Here is a 25079-nt window from a genome sequence, read left to right on the forward strand (position 1 = left end):
CGCGTGCCACTTCCGGAAGGTTTTGCATGTCTCTCGTTGACGACGCCCGCTTCGCCATGCCCGCGAACGAGGCTGCCGCCGATGTCACCGACACCACCGAACTGATCGCCGAGGCCGCCGAGGCTGCCGTCGAGGTCACCGACACCACCGACGCCGCCGAGGCCGTCGAGGAGGCGGCCGAGGCCGCCGAGCCGACCATCACCTTCGGCGACCTGGGCCTGCACGACGACGTCGTGCGCGCCCTCGCCAAGCGCGGCGTCACCACCCCGTTCCCGATCCAGGCCGCGACCATCCCGGACGCCCTGGCCGGCAAGGACGTGCTGGGCCGCGGCCGCACCGGCTCCGGCAAGACCCTCAGCTTCGGCCTGCCGCTGCTGACCCGCCTCGCCGACGGCGAGCGCACCCGCGCCAAGCACCCGCGCGGCCTGATCCTGGTCCCGACCCGCGAGCTGGCCATGCAGGTCGCCGACGCCCTGGAGCCCTTCGGCTCGGTGCTCGGCCTCAAGCTCAAGGTCGTCTGCGGCGGCACCTCGATGTCGAACCAGATCTACGCGCTGGAGCGCGGCGTCGACATCCTGGTCGCCACCCCCGGCCGTCTGCGAGACCTGCTGAACCGCGGTTCCGCCAAGCTGGCCGACGTCCAGACCGTCGTGCTCGACGAGGCCGACCAGATGGCCGACATGGGCTTCCTGCCCGAGGTCACCGAGATCCTCGACCAGGTGCCGGCCGGCGGCCAGCGCCTGCTGTTCTCCGCCACCCTGGAGAACGAGATCGACACCCTGGTGAAGCGCTACCTGAAGAACCCGGTCACCCACGAGGTCGACCCGTCGGCCGGCGCCGTCACCACCATGACCCACCACATCCTCGTGGTGAAGCCCAAGGACAAGGCGCCGATCACCAACGCGATCGCCGCCCGCAAGGGCCGCACGATCATCTTCGTCCGCACCCAGATGGGCGCCGACCGCGTCGCCGAGCAGCTGATCGAGGCCGGCGTCAAGGCCGACGCGCTGCACGGCGGCATGACCCAGGGCGCCCGTACCCGCGTCCTCGGCGACTTCAAGGACGGCTACGTCAACGTCGTCGTCGCCACCGACGTCGCCGCCCGCGGCATCCACGTCGACGGCATCGACCTGGTCCTCAACGTGGACCCGGCCGGCGACCACAAGGACTACCTGCACCGCTCCGGCCGCACCGCCCGGGCCGGCCGCTCCGGCGCCGTCGTCACCCTGGTGCTGCCGCACCAGCGCCGCGGCGTCTTCCGCCTGATGGAGGACGCGGGCGTCGACGCCAGCCGCCACATCCTGGACCACGCCTTCGACGCCGAGGTCGCCAAGATCACCGGCGCCCGCTCGCTCACCGAGGTCCAGGCCGAGAGCGCCGCCAACATCGCCGGTGCCGCCGAGCGCGAGCTCGCCGACATGACCCGCCAGCTGGAGCGCGCGCAGCGCCGCGCCACCGAGCTGCGCGAGGAGGCCGACCGCCTGGCCGCCCGTGCGGCGCGCGAGCGGGCCGACCTGGGCATCGAGGACGAGGCCCCGGCCGACGCCCCGGAGACCGGCGAGGAGGCCGCCCCGGCCGCCGCCGAGGCTCCGGCCGCCGCGGCCGCGCCGCAGGCGGAGGAGCGCACCCCGGCCTACCGCGAGGCCCGCAGCGAGCGTCCGGCCTTCGGTCGGGACCGCGACCGTGACCGTGACGACCGCGGTGGCCGTTCCGGTGGCTTCAACCGTGACCGCGACGACCGCGGTGGCCGCTCCGGTGGCTTCAACCGTGACGACCGTGGTGGCCGTTCCGGTGGCTTCGGTGGCGACCGTGAGCGCTCGGGTGGCTTCAACCGTGACCGTGACGACCGCGGTGGCCGTTCCGGTGGCTTCAACCGTGACGACCGTGGTGGCCGTTCCGGTGGCTTCGGTGGCGACCGTGAGCGTTCGGGTGGCTTCAACCGTGACCGTGACGACCGCGGTGGCCGCTCCGGTGGCTTCGGCGACCGTCCGGCCCGCACCTTCGGCGACCGCCCGTCCTTCGGCCGGGACCGCGACGAGCGCGGCGGCAGCAGCAGCCGTCCGTTCGCGCGCCGCGACGACCACCGCTCCGGCGGCCGTCCGCAGGCCGACCGCGGTGGCTTCAACCGTGACCGCGGCGGCTTCGGCGACCGCGACCGCGGCGGCTTCAACGGTGGCGGCTTCAACCGCGACGACCGCAAGCCGCGCTGGAAGAACTGACCTCGACCGAGGTCGTGCGGCACGGCCGGTGATCGACCGCCGGCCGGCTGACTGAACCACGTACGAAGGGCCCGCTCCGTCCCCCGGAGCGGGCCCTTCGCGTTCCCCCGGCGATATCCCCCGATACCCCCGGTACCCCCCCCGACACCTCGCTGCCACACGCCCCCCGAGGTGTTGTTCTGGTAGTGAGAATAACCTGTGGCGCGTGCTGAGGGTAGTCCCGTAGCGTCACGGACATGAGCAGCAGACTGCATGACGTGGCACGGGTGAACGAGGAGATCGCCGCGCGGGGGAGCTACCGGACGGCCGGGGGCGAACTCGTGCAGGTGGGGGAGCAGTTGGCGGCTGCCCGGGCCGGCACGGTGTCGTACGCGCCGGAGGGGCTGGACGCGCTGCTGGCGGCGGGGGAGCGGGGTCCGGCGGGCGGGCGGATCGAGGTGACGGCCGAGGGCAGCGTCGAGGCCGCCCGGCGGCTGGTCGCGGCCGGGGCCGGGCCGGTCGGGGTGCTGAACTTCGCCTCCGCGCGCAACCCCGGCGGCGGGTACCTGCGCGGCGCCCGCGCCCAGGAGGAGGACCTCTGCCGCAGCGCGCTGCTGTACAGCTGCCTGGTCGAGGCGCCGGACTACTACGAGGCGCACCGGGCCTCGACGGACCTGCGGTACAGCCACCGGGTCATCGTCTCGCCCGCCGTACCGGTGATCCGGGGCGGCCGGGGCGACCTGCTGGCCCGGCCGTACCCGGTCACCTTCCTGACCTCGCCCGCCCCCAACGCCGGTCAGCTGGAACGGCGTTCGGCCGGTACGGACGTCCGGGGCGTGCTCGCCGAGCGGGCCCTGCGGGTGCTCGCGGCGGCGGCCCGGCACGAGGTCCGCGCCCTGGTGCTCGGCGCCTGGGGCTGCGGGGTGTTCCGCAACGACCCGGCCCAGGTCGCCGAGGCCTTCGAGGGCGCGCTGGCCCGGTACGGGGGCGCGTTCGACCAGGTGGTGTTCGCGGTCTGGGACCGCTCGCCGGTCTCGGCCAACCGGGCGGCCTTCGAGGCGCGGTTCGGTACGGCGGTCGTGCCGTCCTGAACCGGGGCCGTGAACCAGGGCCGTGACCGGCTCAGGACCAGTGGGGGGCCGGTTCGGGACGGGCTGCTCAGCGCTTGCGCGCGGACAGCACCGTCGCGGCCGTCGAAGCCGCCGCCACCACCCCGGTGACGGCGAAGACCGACGGCCAGGCGCCGATCCGCTTCGCCAGCGGGTGCGAGCCGCCGAAGGCCGCCACGTACAGGCCGGTCAGCGCCGCCGCGGCCGCCGTGCCCGAGCTGCGCCGCCACTGCGCGGCCGCCCCGGCACCGGCCACCGCCAGCACCGCGCCGCCCAGTTCGCGCCGGCCGCTCCAGCGGGCCACGCCGTAACCGCCGACCAGACCGCTCGCCGCGGTCAGCGCGGCGGGCGCGGCGGCCGCGAGCGCGTTCGGGACCTTCGCCATCGTCGACTCCACTCGTAGGGCTCGTAGGGGACGTGCGTCGGCTTCCGACCCTAACGCGGTGAACGGGGCAACCGGCCAGGGGCCCGGGGCGCTCAGTTGAAGGCCGAGGCCGCAGCCGCCCCCGGCACCGTCCGGGCCAGCAGCCGGGCCGCCTCCGCCGGGTCGAGCACCCGCTCCAGCCGCAGCTCGCCCGGGACCTCCTGGAGGAAGCGCCCGGCCGACCAGCTGCGCTCGTACGGCAGCGGCTCCAGCACCAGGGTGCGCACGCCGTCCAGCACCGGGACGTCGCTCGGCGTGCCCTCGTTCCACAGCCAGGAGCCGTCCGGGGCGACCAGGTTGAAGGCGCCGGTGGCGATCAGCCGGCGGCCGTCCAGGAACTCCGTCCGGGCCAGCGCCACCACCTCCGGGTCCTGCGGGGCGCCGGGCAGGTGGCCGCCGCCGATCAGCACGTCGGCGAGCAGGGTGTGCAGCTGGAAGGTGTCGCTCAGGCCGCTCATCCGCAGCAGGTAGCCGGTGCCGGTGGGGCGGTCGAGGACCAGCAGCGGCTCGTCGTCGAGCACCAGCGCCAGGTGCGTCAGGCCCTTGAAGTCGTGCCGCTCGCCGTCGTACCGGTCGAACAGCCCCAGCAGCACCTCGGTGACGCCCGAGGCGCGGGCCTCGGCCCGGACCGGCGGGTGCGCGTACACCGCCCAGGCGGCCTGCTGCCACAGGTGCAGCGTCCACCAGGCGACCACGGCCTGGTGCGCGTGCCAGGGGTCGAGGTGCGCCGGGTCCTCGATCCGGGCGTGCGCCTCGGCCGGATCGTCCGCCTCCTGGTCCGGCAGCGGCCCGCCGCCGGTCCGCGCCCAGTGCTCGACCAGCCGCTGCGCGCCGGTCAACGCCCCGCGCAGTCCGGCCAGCACCGGGCCGGCGCAGGCCACCGGGCCGGCACCGGACTCCACGCAGGCGCCGACGACCATGGCCAGGTGGGCCCGGGGGAACGGCGGCGCGTCCGGCAGCAACGCGGCCAGCCGCGGGCCGGCCGCCCGTCGCTCGGCCGGTCCGGCCGGGCCGAACACCCCGCCGACCAGGCCCAGGGCCGGGCCGAAGCCCTCGTCGTCGCCGGCCGCGACCACCGCCTCCAGTACGGCCACCGCTTCGAGGAGGGTGGGCTGCTGACGGGTCGGCGAAGTGCTCTGGTCGGACATTCGCCGCAGCATAGGCGGCCCCGCCCGTCCACCGGAAACCGCCCTGCGCACCGGCCCGGTGACGGATACTCGCGCGGTGACTGCGTCTCCCGTACCCCCCGTCGCGTCCGAGGTCGGCGCGATATCCGAGCCCGCGCTCAAGGCCGAACCGGCGCTCAAGGCCGAACCCGCGCTCAAGGCCGAACCCGCGCTCAAGGCCGAACCGGCCCTCAAGGTCGCGGCGCTCGAACTCTTCCTGGACCTCGTCTTCGTCTTCACCATCACCCAGCTCACCGGCAGCCTGGTCCACCACCTCACCCCCGGCGGCTTCGCCCAGGTCCTGGTGATGCTCGGGGTGATCTGGTGGATGTACGACGCCTTCATCTGGCTCACCAATGCCATGCCGCCACGCACCCACGGGCGGCGCGCGCTGCTGATGCTGGCGATGGGCGCCTTCCTGGTGATCTCGCTGTCCGTGCCGCACGCCTTCGAGGGCAGCGGCGCCGCGTTCGGCTGGGCGTACCTGGTGGTGGTCGCCCTGCACACCGGGATGTTCGTCGCCGCCGGGGTGGCGCCCGGTGCGGCGCTGCGGATGGGCGCCTCCAACCTGGTCGTCACCGCGCTGGTGGTGACCGGCGGCTACCTCACCGGCACGGCCCAACTCGGCTTCTGGGCAGCGGCCTTCGCGATGCAGTTCGTCACCCCGCGGGTGGCCCGGCTGCCCGAGTTCCGGCTGCGCGCGGACCACTTCGTGGAGCGGCACGGGCTGATCGTGATCATCGCGTTCGGCGAGTCGGTGATCGCCATCGGGATCGGCGCGGGCGCGGCCGGGCTCGGACCGGCGCTGATCGCCGTCGCGCTGCTCAGCCTCACCGTCTGCGTCGGGCTCTGGTGGGCGTACTTCGGGCACGACGACGACGCGCGCGCCGAGCACCACATGGCCTCGCTGCCCTCCGCCGAGCGCAACCGGGCGGCGGTCTCCGTCTACTACCTCGGCCACCTCGGGCTGCTGTTCGGCGTGCTGCTGTTCGCCGCCGGGGTGAAGTCGGCGACCGCCCACCCCGGCGCCGCGATCACCCCGCCGCAGGCCACCGCGCTGGCCGGCGGCATCACCCTGTACCTGGTGGTCAACACCGCCGTCCGACGCTTCTTCGGGCTGCGGCCCAACCTGCCCCGGCTGGTCGGCGCCGCCCTGATCGCCGGGACGGTACCGCTGGGCACCTCGGTGTCCGCCCTGGCCCAGGTCGCCGCCGTGGTCGCGGTGCTGGCGGCCGTCTTCGGGCACGAGGCGCGCCGCCGCACCGCGGAGCGGGCCGCGCTGTCAGCCGCTGGTGCGAGACTGCGGCCATGACGGACAGCGCCCCTGACAGCACGGCCGACCAGGCGGTCACCGACGGCCGCTACCGGATCCGCAACATCGGCAGCGGCCTGCTGCTGGAGGTCGCCGAGGCCTCCCGACGCAGCGGCGCCCGGATCCGCCTCGGCACGGACGACGGCTCCGACGCCCAGCTCTGGCAGCTCACCGCCGTCCACCCCGGCGGCGCGCTCTTCCACATCGAGAACGCCGGCAGCGGCAAGCGCCTCGACGTCACCGGTGCCTCCCCGGAGGACGGCGTCCCCGTCCAGCAGTGGTCCGCCAACGCCTTCGGCGCCCAGGAGTGGCTCCTGGAGGCCCACGTCGACGCCCCGGGCACCTACACCGTCACCAGCTTCATCAGCGGCAAGCCCCTCACCGCCACCGACACCGGCGCCCAGCAGTGGGAGGACACCGATGCCCCCACCCAGTGGTGGCGCTTCGAACGGCAGCGGTAGAGCGGGCCGTCCCACCGGCGCCTCAGGCCGAGAGGTTGGCCCGGAGGGCGTCCAGGTCGGCGGGGGTGAGGCCGTGGGCGGCGAGGTAGGCCGGGACGGTGCCGTGGTGGGTGCGGATCCAGGCGAGGGAGGAGGCGATGAGGTCGGCGTTGATCGGGCGGGAGATCCGCTCGGTGCCGGTCTCGTCGATGTACGGGGTGGGGCCGTCCTCCAGGTCGAGGCCGGCGTTGGAGAGCAGGAAGTCGGCGGTGATGTCGGCGTCCGAGGCGCCCAGCAGGGACTGCAGGACGGCGATGGTGAGGCCGGTGCGGTCCTTGCCGACGGCGCAGTGCACGATCACCGGCACGGCCTCCGGGGCGGCCAGCCGACGGATCACCGCGGCGAGCGAGGGGCCGGCGGTCTCGGGCATGAAGGTGTAGAGCTCGGCCTGGTCCTCGGGCCAGGGGCGGTCGAGGTCCTCGCGGTTGGCGGGCAGGGTCGGCAGGTTGAGGGACTCGTGGTCGAGGCCGTGCCGCTGGTCCGGCCAGACCTCCAGCTCGAACGGGCTGCGCAGGTCGATCACCGTCCGCAGGCCGAGGTCCTTGAGCTTCCGGGCACCCTCCTCGGTGAGCGTGTGGAGGGAGCCGGAGCGGTACAGGACGCCCCGGCGCAGGGCGCCGATCCCGCCCGCGTCACGGAAGTTGCGCACACCGGGGATGTCGATGAAGGCATCGGTCATGGCCCCCACCGTACGGGCGCGGACGGAGCGGGGGGAAGGAAACCGGAGAGGACCGTTCGCTTAACCCCGTTCCGTACTCCGTCGCGTACCCCGTCCCGTACGACGTCCCGTACGACGTCGCGCCGCAGCCCCGTCAGCGCCCGCCGGAGACCTCCAGGAACGCCCCCGTGGTGTACGAGGCGGCCGGGGACAGCAGGAACAGCACCGCCTCGGCGACCTCCTCCGGCTCCCCGCCGCGCCGCATCGGCAGGCCCGGCGCGACCCGGTCGACCCGGCCCGGCTCGCCGCCGAGCGCGTGGATGCCGGTGTGGATCAGGCCCGGGCGCACGCAGTTGATCCGGATCCCCTCGGCCGCGACCTCCAGGGCCAGTCCGCGGGTCATCGAGTCCACCGCGCCCTTGGCGGCCGCGTAGTCGACGTACTCGTTCGGCGAGCCGATCCGGGAGGCGGCCGAGCCCACGTTGACGATCGCGCCGCCGCGCCCGCCGTGCCGGGTGGACATCCGGCGGACGGCCTGGGCCGCGCACAGGAACGGGCCGGTGATGTTGGCGGCCCAGATCCGGTTCAGCCGGTCCTCGTCGATGTCCTCCAGCCGGCACTGCCGCTCCAGCGTGCCCGCGTTGTTCACCAGCCCGGTGAGCGGCCCGAGTTCGGCGTCCACGGTGGCGAACAGCCGCTCCACCTCGGCGCTGCGGCTGACGTCGGCCCGGACGGCGATCGCGGTGCCGCCGCCGGCCCGGACGGCGTCCACCACGGCGGCCGCCGAGGCCTCGTCCGTACGGTAGTTGACGCACACCCGGTAGCCGCGGCGGGCGGCCAGCAGGGCGGTGGCGGCGCCGATGCCGCGGCCGGCGCCGGTGACGAGCAGGACCTCGTCGGTGTCGGCGGCGGTGCTGTCGTCGGTGCTGGGAGTCGACATGGCTCGTACGCTACCCGGCCGTCAGCCGGCGCGCCGCCCCGCCGAGGCGGCCTCCCGCAGCGCGGCGACCTTCGGGGCGCGGCTCTTCGGCGAGTCGAGGCTGAACCCGCGGGCGTCGCCCAACTCGTCCCGGACGAACGCCTCGGTGCGGGCCACCGCCGCGCGCAGCGCGTCGTCCGGCGGGACGAAGGACTGGTGGACGATCTCGGCCCGCTCCGTGTCGTACTCCCACAGGCCGACGATCCGGCCCCGGTCCAGCACCAGGTGGGTCTGCGGGTCGGTCTCGCCGCCGAAGGTGCGCCCGGCCCGGCCGGCGGGCAGCGGGCGGGCGGCGTCCGCCGGGTCGAGCAGCCGGGACAGGTCCCGGTGCAGCAGGTGGATGCCGTCGATGCCGGCCAGCAGGGTGTAGTGCGGCTCGGCCGGCACCTCGAACCCGGCGAACTCCTCGGCGAGTTCGGGCGGCAGCAGCAGCACCGAGCCGGGGGCGACCGGCACCGGGCCGGCCTCGGCGACGGCCGCGCGGGCGGTGGCCGCGGAGAAGCCGGAGAACCAGCGGAAGTGCGAGAGGGTGGCCGGCCCGGCCCAGGAGAAGTAGCGGCGGGCGAGGTCCACGGCGTTCCCCGCGACCGGCTGGTCCCAGCCGACGTAGCCGTAACGCTGTTGGTCCAGACGGCCGTTGACGGGCACCCGGCGGATCCGGCCGCGTGACTGCAGCAGCCCGAGGGCGAGCGGCAGGGTGGTCGCCAGCCCGCGCTTGCGGCCCGGCTCGCCCAGCGACCGGACCGCGCCGCCGACCGCCTCCCGGATCGTGGTCGGATCCAGCGGCCCGCCGTCGGCCAGCGCCCGCTCGATGGCCAGGCAGAGCTGCTCCACCTCGTCCCGGCCGACCCCCAGGTGCTTCGCCGCGGCCGCCAGCTCGCCTTCCGGGGCGGCCGCGCCCACCGCCAGGCCGAGCGCGAAGTCGGCGGCCGGCAGCACGTAGGTGCAGCCCCGCGCCGACGGCAGCTCGTGCACCGCCAGGTCGGCCACCGCGGCGTCCACCGCCGCCCGCCCCAGCCCGGCCCGGGCGAACAGGCCCAGGTACGGGGCCGCGCCGCCCACCGAGCGGGCCCAGCCGGTCGCGGCCAGCACCTCGGCGGCCGACGCCCCGGCGTGCGGGCGGTCCAGCCACTGCCGGTGCGACCACCAGGCCCGCAACTTCTCGACGCCGACGGCTTCCGGGCGGGGATCGTGCTCCATGGGGCCAGTATCGGCGGCCGGGCGGGCCCCGGGTCGGAAATCGCTCGCCCGGCGCGGCCCGTTCCGGAGAGGATGCGGTACCCGGAAGAACCACTGACCGAGAGGAGAACGCATGCCCGCCGCACCCGGCACCGTGCTGCTCTCCGGCATCGTCGGCTCCACCGCCTACGGCTTCGCCCACGCCGGCTCCGACATCGACCGGCTGGGCCTGTTCGCCGTCCCCACCGAGGAGTTGCACGGCCTGCACCGCCCGGCCGAGTCGCACGTCACCACCGAGCCGGACGTCACCCTGCACGAGGCCGCCAAGTGGTGCCGGCTGGCGCTGTCCTGCAACCCGACCGCCTCCGAACTCGTCTGGCTGCCCGAGGACCTGTACGAGACCGCCACCCCGCTCGGTCGCGAACTGGTCGAGATCCGGTCGAGCTTCCTCAGCGCACCCGCCGTCCGCAACGCCTATCTCGGCTACGCGGACCAGCAGTTCCGCAAACTGCTGACCCGCGACACCACCGACCCGGCCACCCGCCGCCGGGCCGCCAAGCACGCCCGGCACCTCGTCCGGCTGGTCGAGCAGGCCGTCCGCCTGCACCGCACCGGCCACAACCTGATCCGGCTGCCCGACCCCGAACGCGTCCGCGACCTCGGCGAACGCATCGCCGACCGCCCCGCCACCGCCGAACAGCTGCTCGCCGACGCCGCCGACCGCCTCGCCCGCCCCGGCGTCCTGCCCGCCGCCCCCGACCCCCGCCCCGCCGAGGCCTGGCTCCGCCGCGTCCGCGCCGCCCACTACAGCCCGCCTCGAGCCGCACCCCCCGCACCCGGCGCGCCCACCCAATCCACTGGCGGAGCCCTGGGCCCCACCGGGTAGGATCGCCGTTGGCCCTCCCCACCCGGGACCACCCGGCACGGAGGGCCGCGGGCCACTAGCTCAATTGGCAGAGCTGCGGACTTTTAATCCGTAGGTTCAGGGTTCGAGCCCCTGGTGGCCCACACGAACGATCCGGTCAGGCCAAGGGCGTTCTCCCCGTCGGGGAGGGCGCCCTTCGTCGTGTCCGGGGGCGGTGAGGGTGAGTGAGGAAGGCTCAACTATCTTGGTGTCATGGGACCTTTGAAGCCGGATGTTGCACAGCTGGTCATCGGACTCGTCTGCTTCTTCCTGATATTCGGGATCCTCGGGGCTGTTCTGCTGCCGCGGATCGAGAAGGTGCTGGGGGAGCGGCGGGACGCCACTGAGGGGGGTGTCGAGCGGGCGGAGGAAGCGCGGGCCGAGGCCCAGCGGGTGTACGAGGAGTTCCAGGCGGAGCTCACGGCGGCGCGGCACGAGGCGGCGGTGATCCGCCAGACCGCGACCGAGGAGGGTGCGGCGCTGATCGCGCAGCTGCGGGCCGAGGGGCAGGCGCTGCGGGACGGGATGCTGGCCGAGGCGCAGGTGCAGCTGGCGGCGGACCGGGTGCTGGCCGAGGCCGAGCTGCGGGAGGACGTGATCCGGCTGGCCGGGGAGCTGGCGGGGCGCGTGGTCGGGGAGCCGCTGGCGGACCTGCCGCGGACCCGGGAGATCGCGGACGAGCTCTTCGCCGCGCACGACGCCGGGGCCGCTGCCCGGGCCTGACCTACCTGTCGTACTTCCCCACCAATGGCTCGGGCCCCGGGCAGTGGATCGACCACTGCCCGGGGCCCGGGCCGTTCTGCGGTGGGGGCATGACGTTTGTCATGGCGGGCTGGTGTTCGCGGGCACTGACGGGGCGTCCGGGCCCGGCCGTAGGTTTCAGGGCATGGAGATCACGAAGAACATCGCGTCCGAGGCCCGCCGCACCGAGTGGAGCCTGGCACTGCTGGGCGGGCTGAAGCACCGCGGCGGTTTCGCGGCCCGGCAGCGCACGGTGCACGTGGCCGCGGTGGGCGGGGCGAAGCTGGACCACACCGAGGCGGTGCTGCCGGTGGACGGGACGCACCTGGTCAAGGTGGCCCTGGTCGGTGGCGCGGAGCTGGCCTACCCGGAGGGTGCCTCGGCCGAGGTGGACGCGTTCTCGGTGTTCGGCGGGGTGGACCTGACCGTTCCGGCCGGGACGGCGGTGGAGGTCAGCGGCTTCTCGCTGCTCGGCGGCCGGAGCCAGGGCGTGGTGGGCGAGCCGGGCGGTGCGGTGGTCAAGGTGCGTTCGTACTCGCTGGTCGGGGGTGTGAAGGTCCGGCAGGCCGGCTGACCCCGGTCACCGGTTGGCGAGGGCCGGGGCCGGGGCGGTGGCGCCGGGAGCTGCGGCGGGGGCGGCGGCCGCGGCGGTGGCGCGGGAGAGTCGGACGGTGAGGCCGATCATGGCGAGGACGGCCGCGAGCGCGACCCAGCCGGCGGTGGCCGCGGCGACGGCCGGGCTGTGGTGGTCGAGGACGGCGAAGTAGCTGCCGCCGATGACGGCGACGCCGGTGACGGCGGCGAACTGCTGGGTGGTGGAGAGGGTGCCGGAGGCGGTGCCGGCCCGTTCGGGGGCGATCCCGGCCATCGGGGCGCCGATCAGGGACGGCAGGACCAGGCCGTTGCCGATGCCCATCAGGCCCATGGTGGCGAGCAGGACGGGCAGGGCGTGGCGGGCGCCGTCGGTCTGCAGGGCGAGGGCGGTGAGCAGCAGGCTCAGCGCCGTGATCGCGCCGCCGACGACGGGGACGCGCAGCCCGTACCGGGGGAGCAGCCGCTTGCCGGTGAGCGAGCCGGCCATGGCGAGGACGGCCATGGGGGTGAAGACCAGGCCGGAGCGCAGCGGGCTGTAGCCGAAGCCGGTCTGGACGGTCAGGCTGATGACGAACACGAAGCCGGCGAAGAAGGCCATGAAGGCGGCGTTGACGGCGAGGCCGGTGCGGAAGACCCGGCCGCGGAACAGGTCGGGGTCGAGCAGCGGCTGTCCGCCGCGGGCGGCGAGCCGGCGCTCCCACCGCAGGGCGGCGAGGGCGGCGGGGACGGCGGCGGCGAGCATCGCCCAGGCCCAGAGCGGCCAGCCGGCCTCCCGGCCGAGGACGAGCGGGACGAGGGCGAGGGCCAGCGAGCCGGAGACGGCGAGCACGCCGATGCCGTCCAGGGCGGGGCGGCGTCCGGTGGTGGTGCGGGGCAGGACGGCGGCGGCGACGGCGAGGACGACCAGGCCGACCGGCAGGTTGACCAGGAAGACGGCGCGCCAGCCGAGGCCGAAGAGGTCGCCGTCGAGCAGCACGCCGCCGAGCAGCTGGCCGCAGACGCCGCTGAGTCCGCCGGTCACGCCGAACCAGGCGAGGGCGCGCGGCCGGCCTTCGGCGGGGATGACGGTGGTGATCAGGGCGAGCACCTGGGGGACCATGGCGGCGGCGGTGAGGCCCTGGAGCATGCGGGCGAGCACCAGCTGGGTGGGGGACTGGGCGAGTCCGCAGAGCACGGAGGCGACGGTGAAGGCGGCCATGCCGGTGAGGAACATCCGCCGGTGGCCGAGGATGTCGCCGAGGCGGCCGCCGAGGACGAGTCCGGTGGCGTAGCTGAACACGTAGCCGGCGACGACCAGTTCGAGGGCGGCCTGGCCGGCGCCGAGGTCGGCGCGGATGGCGGGCAGGGCGACGTTCACGACGTTGCCGTCGAAGCCGTACATGAAGAACGCCGCCAGGATGACGGGGAGCAGGGGCATGGGGTCTGGCCTCCGGCGGGAGTAGTTGTTGGTTGAAGTGCCAAAAACCTGGGTGCGGGGAAGCCCGGAGCCCCCGTGAGGACTCGGGCGCTCAGGCAGTCATGCGGTCGGGCGTTCAGGTGGTCAGGCGCGCAGGTCCTCGACGATCGCGTCGACGGTGGCGTGCAGCGACTCGGGCTCGAAGCCCGCCTTGGCCTGGAGCAGCAGGCCGTGGAAGCCGGCCATCACCTGGCGGGCGAGCACCTGTGGGGCGCGGTCGGCGCGGATCTCGCCGCTGAGCCGGCCGGCCTCGATCGCGGTGGTCAGTGAGGCCTCCAGCGGGATGAAGGCCTGGCGGGCCAGATCGGCCAACTCCGGCTCTCGGATGGCGAGTTCGGTGACGGTATTGACCGCGAGGCAGCCGCGGTGGTCGGCCGAGGCCTGGTCCACCCCGGTCAGCAGCAGTCGGCGGATGCGCTCCAGCGGCGGACGGTCGTCCTGCACCGGGTTCGCCCCGGCGCCGCCGCCCTCGCGGTAGCGGCGCAGCGCCAGTTCGAACAGCTGGCGCTTGCCGCCGAAGGCGTTGTACAGGCTGCCGCGCAGCATGCCGGTGCTCTCGGCCAGGTCGTCGGTCGAGGTCGCGGTGTACCCCTTGGTCCAGAAGGTGTTCATGGCCGCGTCGATCGCGGCCTCGGTGTCGAACTTCCTCGGGCGTGCCATGGGGAGGATCGTGCCAGTTATTGTCGGCTCTGTCAAAAACTCCGTCAGATCCCGGTGCGGGCGAGGCCCCGGCGCCCGTTCCCTGCGTGCACGGACCAGGGTGGGTTCGCGCCAACGAGGGCCGTGATTCGCGTCAATCGGCAGGGCCGCGCCGGGCCGGGCGCCGCCGGGCGCCGAACGGGTTCGGCCCGCTGTCCTACGATGCCGCCCGAACGAAAACGATCACCTGGGGGAATTCGTGTCCCGTACAAAGACATTGACTGGGCGTCAGGCCAAGCGCTGGCCGGTCGCGGCGGCCGCCGCCGCGCTCGCCGCCGCCACGTTCTTCACCACCACCGGCAGCACCGCCGAGGCCTCCGCCACCCCGCCGGGCGGGCTGCCGGGCTTCAAGGACGGCTACGCGGTCAGCGACGGCCTGCGGATCCACTACGCGGTGGCCGGGCACGGCCCGGCGCTGGTGCTGCTGCACGGCTGGCCGGAGACCCTCCAGGCCTGGGAGCAGGTGGCGCCCGCGCTGGCCGAGGACCACACCGTGATCGCGGTCGACCTGCGCGGGCTGGGCCGCTCGCAGGCCTCCGACAGTGACGCCTACGGCAGCTACACCCCGCTCACCCTCGCCGCCGACGTGCACGCCGTGGTGGACCGGCTCGGCTTCGGCGGCACCAAGGTCGCGGTGGCCGGCCATGACATCGGCGGCGGGGTGGCGCTGGCCTACGCCGCCCGGTACCGCGACCAGGTGAGCCAGTTGGGGATCCTGGAGGCGCCGCCCACCCTCTGGTACCTGAAGCTGGTCGCCGACATGCCGAACTTCCTGTGGTGGGACTCCTTCGTCAACGGCCAACAGCCCGGTGTGGCCGAGCAGTTGGTGGCCGGCAAGGAGAAGGTCTACTACGGGTCGGTCTACAACAACGGCGGCCCGGGCGGGGCGCCGAGCGCCAAGGCCCAGCGGGAGTACACCGCCGCCTACAGCCGCCCCGGCGCCACCCGCTCGGGCTTCGACTTCTTCCGCCAGCAGGACAAGGGCATGCACGACCTGCAGGCGCTGCTCGAGCACGACCGGCTGACCATGCCGGTGCTCGGCCTCGGTGGCCAGAACAGCATGAAGGACTCGATCGGCGAGGAGATGAAGAACGTCGCGACGGACGTGACCACCGCGGTCGTGCCGAACGCCAACCACTGGGTGCTGGAGGAGGATCCGCAGTTCGTCATCGACCAGCTGCGGCAGCTGCTGGCCCGCTGACCGGACCCTGCCGGACCCTGCCGGACCCTGCCGGACCCTGTCTGGGCCGGGGCCGCGGGGCCGGTGCCGGGGCGGGTGGGCGCCCGCCCGCCCCGGCACCGGGGCGGTCACTCCGCCAGGAACGTCTCGCTGAAGCTGGTGCCACCGGAGCCGAGGCCGCCGGTGCTGGCCTCGAAGGTGCCGTTGGAGCTGGGGTCGAGGGCGACCGGGCCGGCCGAGCCGAGGGACTTGCCGTTGACGGTGGCCGAGGTGAAGTTCAGCGTGCCGAAGTCGGGGTAGGCGCCGGTCGGCGACTCGATGATGACCTCGGCGCTGGTCCGCTGGGCGGTGGTGGACTTGGTGGTGGTGTAGGTCCAGCCCCGTGAGGAGTCGGTCAGCTTGAGGGTGTACCGGTTGCTGCCGACGTAGTTCACCGAGGCGGTGATGTGGTCGCCGGCCGACACCGGGTACGAACTCAGGCTCAGGTAGACCGGGTTCGCCGGGTACATCTCGTACCAGGCCTGGTTGACCGGGCTGCCGCTGGAGCAGTCGGTCGCCACCCCGGTCTGCTCGACGCTGGAGGAGCCGTACCCGTCGATGCCGACCCACGGGGCGTAGAGGTCGTTGCTGGAGTTGCAGGTCGCGTCCGGTTCGGTCCAGGACGCCGAGACCGAGCTGAAGCCGCTGCCCGTCGCGGCGTAGCCGCCCCAGTTGTAGCCGTTGGTGTTGTACTGCAGCGGGCGGAAGGCGAGCCCCTGGGCGGCCGCCGCGGTGGTCGGCGCGACGGGGGCGAGAGTGGTGGCCGCTGCCGCGAGGGTGGCGAGGCGGATCATGAATCTGCGCATGCTGACTCCTTCGTGAGGGGACGAACAGGAGGAGCACAAGCCAACTGAGGCCGTGGGGGCGGCCGTTGGCGAGTGGCAGTTCAGGATGAGCCGACTGTCATGCCCGGGGCAAGAGGATCAGGGGGAAGGTTGGCCAAGCCATTGCACTGTCGGGTGCACTACTTGACGATGCGTCGGCGAACCAATGCCGGCCTCGAAGTCGTTTCGGTCGGGGTCAATCTGCGGTAAATCGGGCGCAGCGATGGCAATTTGACGTCGAACCGTTTTGGCGTGATCCGTTTCTGTGTTTCGCTGGCGACTCCATGCCTGTCGAAAACGGATCGAACGGTCCGGGAGCCGGGGGACACACCATGGCCGAGCACACCGAGAACGCCGAGCAGCCGCAGGGCCCCGAGCAGCCGCCGCAGGCCGGCGGCCGGGCCGCCGTCCGCAAGGCCGGTGGCGGCGGACGCTCCCCGCTGCTGATCGCGGGCCGGGTGGCGGCCTGCGCGGTCGGCTTCACGGTGTTCGCGGCCAGCGGAGTGGTCTGGTACGAGTACACGTCGCTGACCGACGGGATGACCACGTCCAAGGCCCTCGACGAGACCAAGAAGGACGCCCCCAAGCACCTCGACAACTCGATCAACCTGCTGCTGATCGGCCTGGACAGCCGCAAGGCGATGGACGGTTCGGACCTCGACCCGTCGATCGTGGAGAACGAGCTGCACGCCGGCCACGACTCCGAGATCGGCGGCTACAACACCAACTCGCTGATCCTGCTGCACATACCGGCGGGCGGCGGCAAGGTGCAGGCGGTCTCCATCCCGCGCGACGACTACGTCATGACGTACAAGGGCGACGGCACCAAGATGGGCATGGCCAAGATCAAGGAGGCCTACGGCAACGCCAAGGACCAGTTCAACGGCAGCTCCAAGGCGAAGGGCCTCAAGGGCCCCGACCTGGAGAAGGCCGGCCGGGACGTCGGGCGCGCGGCCACCATCCGCACCGTCCAGACCTTCCTCGACCAGCCCGTCGACCACGTCGCCGAGGTCAACCTCAAGGGCTTCTACGACATCGCCAAGGTGCTCGCGCCGATCGAGGTCTGCCTCACCCACCCGGTGGACGACCCGATCATCGCCAGGACGGCCACCAAGGCGGGCGGCGGCACCGGACTCAAGCTCCCCGCCGGGCACAGCAAGCTGGACGCCGCCCAGGCGCTCTCCTTCGTCCGCCAGCGCCACAACCTGGACGACGGCCACGGCAACTCCGACGACTTCGCCCGCACCCACCGCCAGCAGGCCTTCGTCTCCTACGTCGTCTACAACCTCAAGCAGAAGGGCATCGTCGGCGACCTCGGCAAGATGCGGGAGCTGATGGGCGTGCTGCAGCAGGACCTCGTCATCGACGACCAGTGGAACGTCCTGGACTTCGCCCAGCAGGCCCCCAACCTGACCGGCGGCAACGCCGAGTTCCGCACCCTCCCGGTGGCCGACCTCTCGTCGGTCAACGGCCAGGACGTCAACCTCGTCAACCCGGCCAAGATCCAGAAGATCGTCAAACAGCTCTTCGGCTACGCGGACGCCGCCCCCGCCCCGGCCGACGCGACCCCCGGGGCCACGGCCACCACCCCGGCCCCCGCCCAGTCGACCGCGACGGCTCCGACCGCGCCGCCGACCGCCGCCGCCAAGGCCGTCACCGTGGACGTCCTCAATGCCTCCGCCGCCGCCGGGGTGTCCTCCTCCGACGAGGCCAAGGCCCTGGTCGGCATGGGCTTCAAGGAGGGGAGGACCGGCCCGGCGGCCAGCCGCCCGAAGACCACCACGGTCAGCTACGGCAAGGGTGCCAAGGACGGCGCCGACCAGATCGCCGCCCGCTACGGCGTGACCGCCGCCGAGTCCGCCTCGGTGGGCCCCGACCGGGTGGTCGTCGTCCTCGGTACCGGCTTCACCGGCGTCGCCGCCGACCGGCCCACCACCGCCCCGACCGACCCGGGCACCAACGTGGCCCAGCAGGGCCCGATGGTCGACGCCCAGGCCGACGGCGGCATCCCCTGCGTCTTCTGATCTGGCCGGTTCCCCTCGGGTTCTCGCCCAGTTCGCACCGGGTTCCCGCCCGGTTCCCGCCCGGTTCTCCGAGGCCGACGACACCCCGCCCGAATCGGTCGATTCCGGACGTTCTGTGGCGGCAGCGCCCGGTGGCCTGCGGGGTGGTTGGTGTACCGGAGGTCGGTGATCGCCTTCGGTCTCCATATGATCGGAAGCCACGATGGTCGGTCTGTACCGACTTTCGTACGTACAACCAGGGAGCGGGTTCCGGCCGTCTCCCTGAGTGCGGTGCGCCAGATCGTCCGGGGCGTCGCTTCCGTCGGTGAAAGGTAAGCGCATGGCAGGTCGCAGGGGCGAGAGCCCGGCTCGGGGCGAGGACGCGCCCGGGGCACTCCCGGCGGACGGTGCGGCGGGCGGCGTGCCCGCCCCGCGCTCCGGCGGTCGGGCCGAGGCCCGGCGTGCCGCGCAGGGCAAGGGCGGCGGCCGGTCGGACGGCGGGTCCGGCGGCTCCGGTGGCTCCGGCGGGACGGGCCCGGGCGGCCGGGCGGCGGCGCGGCGCGGCGCCAAGCCCAAGAAGAACGTGAAGAAGATCGTCGCCTGGTCCGCGGCCGGCGTGCTGGTGCTGATCGCGGGCGCCGGCGGCGCGATCTACTTCAAGCTGAACGCCAACATCAAGTCCTTCGACGCCGACGCGATAGCCACCGACCGCCCGCCCGAGGCCAAGGCCGACGCGGACGGCAACAAGCCGGTCAACATCCTGCTGATCGGCTCCGACAGCCGCGGCGGCAACAACTCCGACCTCGGCGGCGGCGAGGACGGCGGCGCCCGCTCGGACACCACGATCCTGTTGCACGTCTACGCCGACCACAAGCACGCCGTGGGCATCTCGATCCCGCGCAACGCGATCGTGCCGATCCCGTCCTGCAAGCTGCCCAACGGCAAGTGGACCAAGGGCGGCAACGACCTGTTCAACGCCGCCTTCTCGGTCGGCGGCAGCGACGGCGGCAACCCGGCCTGCACCCAGAACACCATCGAGAAGGTCACCGGCATCCGGGTCGACCACACCATGGTGGTGGACTTCAACGGCTTCGCCGCGATGACCAAGGCCGTCAACGGCGTGGACGTCTGCCTGCCGAAGGCGATCTACGAGGGGGACATCAACCCCAACCTGCACAAGAAGGGCAACCTCGTCCTCCCGCAGGGCAAGCAGACCGTCGAAGGACAGCAGGCGCTCGACTACGTACGCCTGCGGCACGGCATCGGCGACGGCTCCGACATCGGCCGGATGAAGCGCCAGCAGGCCTTCATGAGCTCGCTCGCCACCAAGATGAAGAAGGAGGGGCTGAGCCCCACCAACCTGCTGCCGCTGGCCGACGCGGCCACCAAGTCGCTGACCGTCGACCCCGGGCTGGACTCTGCGGACAAGCTGATCTCCTTCGGCCTGTCGCTGAAGAACATCGACATGCACGACCTCAAGTTCGTGACGGCGCCCTGGCGCTACCGCACCCAGGACGCCAACATCGACCTGGTCCAGCCCGACGCCAACAAGCTCTGGGACACCCTCAAGGCCGACCAGACCATCGACGGCCAGAACGCCACCGGCCAGCAGCCGGACGCCGCCGGCACCACCGCCCCCCAGCAGGCCGCGCCCAGCACGCCCGCCGCGGCGGCCGGGGACCCCTCCAACGCCTCGGTCAAGGTCGCGGTCTACAACGGCACGGTCGTCAACGGCCTGGCCGGCAAGGGGACCGACCTGCTCAAGGGCGCCAAGTACTCGGCCAGTACGGCGGGCCAGGCGGCGAACACCAAGTACAAGACCACCACGATCGAGTACAGCTCCAGCCAGAAGGCGAACGCCGAGAAGCTCGCCGCGCTGTTCCCGGGCGCGAGCCTGGAGCCCAGCAGCGCGAAGGGCATCTCGGTGATCGTCGGCCAGGACTTCGCCGCGGCCAACGGCATGGGCACCACCGCGCCCGCCGCGGGTGCCACCCCCGGCGTCCAGACGCCCCCGCAGCCGCTGCCCACCACCGTCACCAACGACGCCCGCTCGGCGGACGACGACATCTGCGCGAACACCACCTACGGCAGCGGCGGCTGACCGCACCCGCCGGACCGACTCCCGGACCGACCGCCGGACCGACCGCACGACCCCGGAGCGCGTACGCCCCGGGGTCGTGCCATCGTGGGCTCAGGGCCCGTCCGCGGATCGTCGCCGGACCGGGCCGCCGAGGGGGCCACCGTCACCGAAAGGCGGACCCCATGCCCGAGATCGCCATGCAGATCGACATCGCCGCGCCCCGGTCCGCCGTGCTCGACGCGCTCAACACCCACGTCGGGCTGACCAGCTGGTGGACCACCGGCGTGGACCGCGAGGGCGAGGTGCTGCTCTTCGACTTCCCCGGCGTCCCCGAGCCGTTCCGGCTGCGCCGCGAGCGGGCCGACCCGGACCGGGTGCTGTGGGCCAACGCCGGGGCCTTCCCGCCGCACTGGGCCGGCACCTGGATCAGCTGGGACCTCTCCGACCAGCCCGACGCCCCCGACCGCACCCGGCTGCTGTTCCGCCACGGCGGCTGGCAGCCGGGCAGCGAGGAGGGCGTCCCGATGGTGGCCGGCACCTGGGCCGAACTGCTGGTCCGGCTCAAGGACTACGCGCAGAGCGGCAAGGCGCAGCCGCTCTTCGTCACCGCCCTGCGCCACGACGAGGAGTGACCGCGGGGTCACAACCCGGCCACCGCCCCGCCACCGCCCCGCCGCCGCCCCGCCGCCCCGCCGCCCCGCCGCCGGTCGCCCGCCAGGGCGCCGTCCGGTGGCGGGAACGCGGCGCCGGACCGAAGGTGGGCGGTGTACCGCCGTCGTACCGCCGTCCGTGCGGACGGCCGTACCGGTCGGGCCGGGCCCGTCCGCCCGCCCGACGACCCCAGCCGGCCACCACCGCCTCCGGGAGGCCCCGCAATGCCCCTAGTGACCGATCCGTACAAGCCCGGCACCCCGTGCTGGATCGACCTGATGGCGAGCGACCAGCAGGCCGCGCTCGACTTCTACCGCGACCTGTTCGGCTGGCAGGGCGAGGTCGGCCCGGCCGAGTTCGGCGGGTACGCCGTGTGCACCCTCAACGGCCGCCCGGTCGCCGGGATCATGACGCAGTCCGGGCCCGAGGGGCAGCCGCTGCCGCCCGTCGCCTGGACCACCTACCTGGCCTCGGACGACGCCGACGCGGCCCACACCGCCATCGCCGGGGCCGGCGGCACGGTGCTCTACGAGCCGATGGACGTCGGCACGATCGGCCGGATGCTGGTCGCCGCCGACCCGACCGGCGCGGTGTTCGGGGTCTGGCAGGCGATGGACTTCATCGGCGCGGGCGTCGTCAACGAGCCCGGCGCGCTGGTCTGGAACGAGCTCAACACCTCCGACACCGACGCGGCCGGCCGCTTCTACCAGCCGGCGGTCGGGCTGCGCCCGGCCACCATCCAGGGCATGGACGGCTACTTCTCGCTGAACGTCGGCGACCGCACGGTGGGCGGCATGCAGGCGATCCCCGGGTACCTGGGGTCCGGCACCCCCTCGCACTGGATGACGTACTTCTCGGTGGACGACACCGACTCCACGGTGGACGCCCTGGTCAAGGCCGGCGGCTCGGTGCTCCAGCCGCCGTTCGACATGCAGTCCGGCCGGATGGCCGTGGTCCGGGACCCGCAGGGCGCGCTGTTCGCCGTCATCCAGGCGCCGGAGGCGCAGATGCCGGACTCGCCGTAACCGGTGCCGCGGCCGCGACGGCCCCGGCCGTGACGGCCCCCGGCCGCGGCGGGCAACCGGAAGCCGCCCTTCCCGCGACGCGCCGCCGGGAATGGGCGGCATCCCCCGCGTTCCCGGGGCAGACTGCACCCATGCTGGGGCTACCGGACGACATCCGCGCTTTCCTCTTCGACCTCGACGGGGTGCTCACCCAGACCGCCACGGTGCACGCCGCGGCCTGGAAGGACACCTTCGATGCCTTCCTGCGCGCCGAATCCGCCCGCACCGGCGGTCCGTTCGTCCCCTTCGACGCCGTCACCGACTACGACACCTACGTGGACGGCCGCCCGCGGCTGGACGGCACCCGGGCCTTCCTGCGCAGCCGGGGCATCGACCTCCCCGAGGGCACCGAGGACGACCCGCCGAACACCCGTACCGTGCAGGGCGTCAGCCGGGCCAAGAACGACACCGTGCTGCGGCTGATCCGCGAGCAGGGCGTCGCCCCGTACGACGGCTCGGTCGCCTACGTGCACCGGCTGCGCGCGCTGGGACTGCCCCGCGCGGTGGTCTCCTCCAGCGCCAACTGCCGGGACGTGCTGCGCTCGGCGGGCATCCTGGACCTCTTCGACGTGATCGTGGACGGCGTGGTCGCCAAGGAACGGTCCCTGCCCGGCAAGCCCGCCCCGGACACCTACCTGTACGCCGCCCGGGAGCTCGGCGTCGAACCCGCGCACGCCGCCGTCTTCGAGGACGCGCTGGCCGGGGTCGCCTCCGGCCGGGCCGGCGGCTTCGGCGCGGTGGTCGGGGTCAACCGCACCGGGCAGGCCGCCGAACTGCGCCGCGACGGCGCCACCGTGGTCGTCGACGACCTCGCCGAGCTGCTGCCGGAGGAAGAGCGATGAGTCCTGCGGACAATTTCACCATCGACCCCTGGCAGGTCACCGAACACGGCGTGGACCCGGCCTCGTTGGCCCGCGCCGAGTCCGTCTTCGCGCTCTCCAACGGCCACATCGGCCTGCGCGCCAACCTGGACGAGGGCGAGCCGCACGGCCTGCCCGGCACCTACCTCAACGGCGTCTTCGAACTGCGCCCGCTGCCGTACGGCGAGGGCGGCTACGGCTACCCGGAGTCCAGCCAGAGCGTCATCAACATCACCAACGGCAAGATCATCCGGCTGCTGGTGGACGACGAGCCCTTCGACCTGCGCTACGGCGAACTGGTCAGCCACACCCGCTGGTTGGACTTCCGCGAGGGCCTGCTGCACCGCGACTGCGAATGGACCTCCCCGGCCGGGCGGACCATCCGGGTGCGCTCCTCCCGGCTGGTCTCGCTCACCCAACGGGCCATCGCCGCCGTGGAGTACACCGTCGAGGCGGTGGACGGGCCGGTGCGGATCGTGCTCCAGTCCGAGCTGGTCGCCAACGAGCAGCTGCCGGGCGGCCCGGAGGGCGATCCGCGCGCCGCCGCCGTGCTGGAGGCGCCGCTGCAGGCCGAGGCGCACCACGCGAGCGGCACCAAGGCCGTCCTGGTGCACCGCACCCGGTTCAGCGGCATCCGGGTCGCCGCCGGGATGGACCACGTCATCGAGGGCCCGGAACGGCTCGACACCGTCGCCGAGGCCGAGGCCGACCACTGCCGGATCAGCGTCACCACCGTGCTCGCCCCCGGACAGCGGCTGCGGCTGGTCAAGTTCATGTCCTACGGCTGGTCCGGCACCCGCTCGCTGCCCGCCGTCCGGGACCAGGTCGAGGCCGCGCTGAACGCCGCCCGCTACACCGGCTGGGACGGCCTGGTCGCCGAACAGGCCGACTACCTCAGGGAGTTCTGGGAGACCAGCGACGTCGAGATCGAGGGCGACGTCGAACTCCAGCAGGCCGTCCGGTTCGCCGTCTTCCACGTGCTGCAGGCCGGCGCCCGCAGCGAGGAACGCGCCATCCCCGCCAAGGGGTTGACCGGCCCGGGCTACGACGGGCACAGCTTCTGGGACACCGAGACCTTCGTCCTGCCGGTGCTCACCTACTGCCTGCCCGGCGCCGTCAACCAGGCCCTGCGCTGGCGGCACACCACCCTCCCGCTCGCCCGCGAGCGCGCGGCCCAACTCGGCCTGGCCGGAGCCGTGTTCCCCTGGCGGACGATCCGCGGCGAGGAGTGCTCCGGGTACTGGCCGGCCGGCACCGCGGCCTTCCACATCGGCGCCGACATCGCCGCCGCCGTCGCCCGCTACGTCCGGGCCACCGGGGACGCGGAGTTCGAGCGCGAGTACGGCCTCGAACTCCTGGTGGAGACCGCCCGGATGTGGCGCTCGCTCGGCCACCACGACAGCGCCGGGAAGTTCCGGATCGAAGGCGTCACCGGTCCGGACGAGTACAGCGCCGTCGCCGACAACAACGTCTACACCAACCTGATGGCGCAGACGAACCTGCGCGCCGCCGCCGAGGCCGCCGTCCGCCACCCGCGCGAGGCCGACGCGCTCGGCGTGGACACCGAGGAGACCGCCGCCTGGCGCGACGCCGCCGCCGCGATGTACGTCCCGTACGACGAGGACCTCGGCGTCCACCCCCAGGCCGACGGCTTCACCCACCACCAGGTCTGGGACTTCGAGTCCACCCCGCCGGAGAAGTACCCGCTGCTGCTGCACTACCCGTACTTCGACCTGTACCGGAAGCAGGTGGTCAAGCAGGCCGACCTGGTGCTCGCCATGCAGGTCCGCGGCGACGCCTTCACCGACGAGCAGAAGGCCCGCAACTTCGCCTACTACGAGCGGCTCACCGTCCGCGACTCCTCGCTCTCCGCCTGCACCCAGGCCGTGATCGCCGCCGAGGTCGGCCAACTCGACCTCGCCTACGACTACACGGCCGAGGCGGCGCTGATGGACCTCCACGACCTCGGCGGCAACACCCGCGACGGCCTGCACATGGCCTCGCTCGCCGGGGCCTGCATCGCCCTGGTGGCCGGCTTCGGCGGACTGCGCGACCACGGCGAGACGCTCGACTTCCGGCCCCGGCTGCCCTCCGGGCTGATGAAGCTGAGCTTCTCGCTGCTGGTCCGCGGCCATCTGCTCGGCGTCCGGATCACCCACGACGGCACCACCTACACGCTGCGCCGGGGCGAGGTGATCCACCTGCGGCACGACGGCGAGACGGTCCAGGTCAAGGCCGGCTCCCCGGTCACCCTGCCCACCACCGCCCCGCCCGCCCAGGAGCGCTGCGTCCAGCCCCCGGGCCGCGAACCGGCCCGCCGCCAGCCCCAGGCGGGCCTGGTCGCCGGGAAGCTCGGCCAGCAGGAGCACCTGGCGGCGGAGTAGCCGGGCCGGTCGGCGGGGGAGTGGCCGGGCCGGTCGGCGGGGGCAACGTCCGCGCCGGTCGGCGGCGGAGCGGCC

The 25079-nt window shown here is 73.6% G+C and carries 22 protein-coding genes and 1 tRNA gene; 15 read left to right on the plus strand and 8 right to left on the minus strand.

Features of this window, described 5'->3' with window-relative positions; translation table 11 throughout:
- Positions 1 to 26 precede the first annotated feature (26 nt).
- Positions 27 to 2219 carry a DEAD/DEAH box helicase gene (locus tag ACFVXG_RS43510; RefSeq protein ID WP_387936051.1) on the plus strand — a complete coding sequence of 731 codons (2193 nt, stop codon included), beginning with the start codon at positions 27 to 29 and terminating at the stop codon, positions 2217 to 2219.
- Between the two features lie 236 nt (positions 2220 to 2455).
- Entirely contained in the window at positions 2456 to 3289 is an 834-nt protein-coding gene (locus ACFVXG_RS43515; protein ID WP_387936052.1) for a TIGR02452 family protein, read from the plus strand.
- A gap of 67 nt (positions 3290 to 3356) precedes the next feature.
- On the opposite strand, the gene ACFVXG_RS43520 is transcribed toward ACFVXG_RS43515, so the two are convergent.
- Both ACFVXG_RS43520 and ACFVXG_RS43525 read right to left on the minus strand, forming a co-directional pair.
- Entirely contained in the window at positions 3357 to 3692 is a 336-nt protein-coding gene (locus ACFVXG_RS43520) for a hypothetical protein (RefSeq protein WP_350507592.1), read from the minus strand.
- 92 nt (positions 3693 to 3784) lie between these two features.
- Positions 3785 to 4879 (minus strand): hypothetical protein, encoded by a 1095-nt coding sequence (locus ACFVXG_RS43525; RefSeq protein ID WP_387936053.1) that lies wholly within the window; start codon positions 4877 to 4879, stop codon positions 3785 to 3787.
- A 76-nt stretch (positions 4880 to 4955) separates the two neighbouring features.
- Here ACFVXG_RS43525 and ACFVXG_RS43530 point away from each other — a divergent pair, with 76 nt between their 5' ends.
- Both ACFVXG_RS43530 and ACFVXG_RS43535 read left to right on the plus strand, forming a co-directional pair.
- Positions 4956 to 6209, plus strand: a complete 1254-nt coding sequence (locus ACFVXG_RS43530; protein WP_387936054.1) for a low temperature requirement protein A — start codon at positions 4956 to 4958, stop codon at positions 6207 to 6209.
- Complete coding sequence (locus ACFVXG_RS43535) at positions 6206 to 6670, plus strand: RICIN domain-containing protein (RefSeq protein ID WP_387936055.1); 465 nt, start codon at positions 6206 to 6208, stop codon at positions 6668 to 6670. The genes ACFVXG_RS43530 and ACFVXG_RS43535 overlap by 4 nt, the downstream gene beginning before the upstream one ends.
- Before the next feature lie 22 nt (positions 6671 to 6692).
- Here the strand turns inward: ACFVXG_RS43535 and ACFVXG_RS43540 are convergent, their stop codons facing one another.
- The 3 genes from ACFVXG_RS43540 to ACFVXG_RS43550 form a co-directional block, all read right to left on the minus strand.
- A complete protein-coding gene (locus ACFVXG_RS43540; protein ID WP_387936056.1) occupies positions 6693 to 7388 on the minus strand; it encodes a tyrosine-protein phosphatase in 696 nt (231 codons plus the stop codon).
- 133 nt (positions 7389 to 7521) lie between these two features.
- The gene (locus ACFVXG_RS43545; protein WP_387936057.1) at positions 7522 to 8307 is read right to left on the minus strand and encodes an SDR family oxidoreductase; all 786 of its coding nucleotides are present in this window, start codon (positions 8305 to 8307) and stop codon (positions 7522 to 7524) included.
- Positions 8308 to 8328: 21 nt separating this feature from the next.
- The gene (locus tag ACFVXG_RS43550; RefSeq protein ID WP_387936058.1) at positions 8329 to 9546 is read right to left on the minus strand and encodes a DNA glycosylase AlkZ-like family protein; all 1218 of its coding nucleotides are present in this window, start codon (positions 9544 to 9546) and stop codon (positions 8329 to 8331) included.
- 112 nt (positions 9547 to 9658) lie between these two features.
- On the opposite strand from ACFVXG_RS43550, the gene ACFVXG_RS43555 reads away from it, so the two are divergent.
- The 4 genes from ACFVXG_RS43555 to ACFVXG_RS43570 all read left to right on the plus strand — a co-directional run bounded on the left by ACFVXG_RS43555 (position 9659) and on the right by ACFVXG_RS43570 (position 11744).
- A complete protein-coding gene (locus ACFVXG_RS43555; RefSeq protein ID WP_387936059.1) occupies positions 9659 to 10411 on the plus strand; it encodes a DNA polymerase beta superfamily protein in 753 nt (250 codons plus the stop codon).
- A 49-nt stretch (positions 10412 to 10460) separates the two neighbouring features.
- Positions 10461 to 10533 (plus strand) — tRNA-Lys (locus ACFVXG_RS43560).
- Between the two features lie 109 nt (positions 10534 to 10642).
- Positions 10643 to 11152, plus strand: coding sequence for a hypothetical protein (locus ACFVXG_RS43565; RefSeq protein ID WP_387936060.1), 510 nt, complete (start codon positions 10643 to 10645; stop codon positions 11150 to 11152).
- Positions 11153 to 11315: 163 nt separating this feature from the next.
- Positions 11316 to 11744, plus strand: a complete 429-nt coding sequence (locus ACFVXG_RS43570) for a hypothetical protein (RefSeq protein WP_387936061.1) — start codon at positions 11316 to 11318, stop codon at positions 11742 to 11744.
- 6 nt (positions 11745 to 11750) lie between these two features.
- On the opposite strand, the gene ACFVXG_RS43575 is transcribed toward ACFVXG_RS43570, so the two are convergent.
- Positions 11751 to 13181, minus strand: a complete 1431-nt coding sequence (locus ACFVXG_RS43575) for an MFS transporter (RefSeq protein ID WP_387936062.1) — start codon at positions 13179 to 13181, stop codon at positions 11751 to 11753.
- Between the two features lie 123 nt (positions 13182 to 13304).
- A complete protein-coding gene (locus tag ACFVXG_RS43580; protein ID WP_387936063.1) occupies positions 13305 to 13880 on the minus strand; it encodes a TetR/AcrR family transcriptional regulator in 576 nt (191 codons plus the stop codon).
- Positions 13881 to 14136: 256 nt separating this feature from the next.
- Here ACFVXG_RS43580 and ACFVXG_RS43585 point away from each other — a divergent pair, with 256 nt between their 5' ends.
- Positions 14137 to 15120: an alpha/beta fold hydrolase gene (locus ACFVXG_RS43585; RefSeq protein WP_387936064.1), complete on the plus strand. Its 984-nt coding sequence runs from the start codon at positions 14137 to 14139 to the stop codon at positions 15118 to 15120.
- A 107-nt stretch (positions 15121 to 15227) separates the two neighbouring features.
- Here ACFVXG_RS43585 and ACFVXG_RS43590 read toward each other — a convergent pair whose 3' ends face one another.
- Entirely contained in the window at positions 15228 to 15944 is a 717-nt protein-coding gene (locus tag ACFVXG_RS43590) for a G1 family glutamic endopeptidase (protein ID WP_387936065.1), read from the minus strand.
- 350 nt (positions 15945 to 16294) lie between these two features.
- On the opposite strand from ACFVXG_RS43590, the gene ACFVXG_RS43595 reads away from it, so the two are divergent.
- The 6 genes from ACFVXG_RS43595 to ACFVXG_RS43620 all read left to right on the plus strand — a co-directional run bounded on the left by ACFVXG_RS43595 (position 16295) and on the right by ACFVXG_RS43620 (position 25004).
- Positions 16295 to 17986, plus strand: a complete 1692-nt coding sequence (locus ACFVXG_RS43595) for an LCP family protein (protein ID WP_387936066.1) — start codon at positions 16295 to 16297, stop codon at positions 17984 to 17986.
- A gap of 319 nt (positions 17987 to 18305) precedes the next feature.
- The gene (locus ACFVXG_RS43600) at positions 18306 to 20066 is read left to right on the plus strand and encodes an LCP family protein (protein WP_387936067.1); all 1761 of its coding nucleotides are present in this window, start codon (positions 18306 to 18308) and stop codon (positions 20064 to 20066) included.
- Between the two features lie 161 nt (positions 20067 to 20227).
- Positions 20228 to 20677 (plus strand): SRPBCC domain-containing protein, encoded by a 450-nt coding sequence (locus ACFVXG_RS43605; RefSeq protein WP_387936068.1) that lies wholly within the window; start codon positions 20228 to 20230, stop codon positions 20675 to 20677.
- Between the two features lie 243 nt (positions 20678 to 20920).
- Positions 20921 to 21721, plus strand: a complete 801-nt coding sequence (locus ACFVXG_RS43610; protein WP_387936069.1) for a VOC family protein — start codon at positions 20921 to 20923, stop codon at positions 21719 to 21721.
- 131 nt (positions 21722 to 21852) lie between these two features.
- Positions 21853 to 22602 (plus strand): HAD family hydrolase, encoded by a 750-nt coding sequence (locus ACFVXG_RS43615; protein ID WP_387936070.1) that lies wholly within the window; start codon positions 21853 to 21855, stop codon positions 22600 to 22602.
- Positions 22599 to 25004, plus strand: a complete 2406-nt coding sequence (locus tag ACFVXG_RS43620) for a glycoside hydrolase family 65 protein (protein WP_387936071.1) — start codon at positions 22599 to 22601, stop codon at positions 25002 to 25004. Before ACFVXG_RS43615 ends, ACFVXG_RS43620 begins: the two co-directional genes overlap by 4 nt.
- The last annotated feature ends 75 nt before the right edge of the window (positions 25005 to 25079 follow it).

The organism is Kitasatospora sp. NPDC058162, from assembly GCF_042884005.1.
Taxonomy (GTDB): Bacteria; Actinomycetota; Actinomycetes; order Streptomycetales; family Streptomycetaceae; genus Kitasatospora.

Coding starts and splice junctions, on each gene's coding strand:
- ACFVXG_RS43570 (WP_387936061.1), top strand. CDS start 11,316: ATGGAGATCACGAAGAACATCGCGTCCGAGGCCCGCCGCACCGAGTGG.
- ACFVXG_RS43580 (WP_387936063.1), bottom strand. CDS start 13,880: ATGGCACGCCCGAGGAAGTTCGACACCGAGGCCGCGATCGACGCGGCC.
- ACFVXG_RS43515 (WP_387936052.1), top strand. CDS start 2,456: ATGAGCAGCAGACTGCATGACGTGGCACGGGTGAACGAGGAGATCGCC.
- ACFVXG_RS43595 (WP_387936066.1), top strand. CDS start 16,295: ATGGCCGAGCACACCGAGAACGCCGAGCAGCCGCAGGGCCCCGAGCAG.
- ACFVXG_RS43610 (WP_387936069.1), top strand. CDS start 20,921: ATGCCCCTAGTGACCGATCCGTACAAGCCCGGCACCCCGTGCTGGATC.
- ACFVXG_RS43620 (WP_387936071.1), top strand. CDS start 22,599: ATGAGTCCTGCGGACAATTTCACCATCGACCCCTGGCAGGTCACCGAA.
- ACFVXG_RS43605 (WP_387936068.1), top strand. CDS start 20,228: ATGCCCGAGATCGCCATGCAGATCGACATCGCCGCGCCCCGGTCCGCC.
- ACFVXG_RS43590 (WP_387936065.1), bottom strand. CDS start 15,944: ATGCGCAGATTCATGATCCGCCTCGCCACCCTCGCGGCAGCGGCCACC.
- ACFVXG_RS43600 (WP_387936067.1), top strand. CDS start 18,306: ATGGCAGGTCGCAGGGGCGAGAGCCCGGCTCGGGGCGAGGACGCGCCC.
- ACFVXG_RS43565 (WP_387936060.1), top strand. CDS start 10,643: ATGGGACCTTTGAAGCCGGATGTTGCACAGCTGGTCATCGGACTCGTC.
- ACFVXG_RS43550 (WP_387936058.1), bottom strand. CDS start 9,546: ATGGAGCACGATCCCCGCCCGGAAGCCGTCGGCGTCGAGAAGTTGCGG.
- ACFVXG_RS43510 (WP_387936051.1), top strand. CDS start 27: ATGTCTCTCGTTGACGACGCCCGCTTCGCCATGCCCGCGAACGAGGCT.
- ACFVXG_RS43555 (WP_387936059.1), top strand. CDS start 9,659: ATGCCCGCCGCACCCGGCACCGTGCTGCTCTCCGGCATCGTCGGCTCC.
- ACFVXG_RS43615 (WP_387936070.1), top strand. CDS start 21,853: ATGCTGGGGCTACCGGACGACATCCGCGCTTTCCTCTTCGACCTCGAC.
- ACFVXG_RS43520 (WP_350507592.1), bottom strand. CDS start 3,692: ATGGCGAAGGTCCCGAACGCGCTCGCGGCCGCCGCGCCCGCCGCGCTG.
- ACFVXG_RS43575 (WP_387936062.1), bottom strand. CDS start 13,181: ATGCCCCTGCTCCCCGTCATCCTGGCGGCGTTCTTCATGTACGGCTTC.
- ACFVXG_RS43535 (WP_387936055.1), top strand. CDS start 6,206: ATGACGGACAGCGCCCCTGACAGCACGGCCGACCAGGCGGTCACCGAC.
- ACFVXG_RS43540 (WP_387936056.1), bottom strand. CDS start 7,388: ATGACCGATGCCTTCATCGACATCCCCGGTGTGCGCAACTTCCGTGAC.
- ACFVXG_RS43525 (WP_387936053.1), bottom strand. CDS start 4,879: ATGTCCGACCAGAGCACTTCGCCGACCCGTCAGCAGCCCACCCTCCTC.
- ACFVXG_RS43545 (WP_387936057.1), bottom strand. CDS start 8,307: ATGTCGACTCCCAGCACCGACGACAGCACCGCCGCCGACACCGACGAG.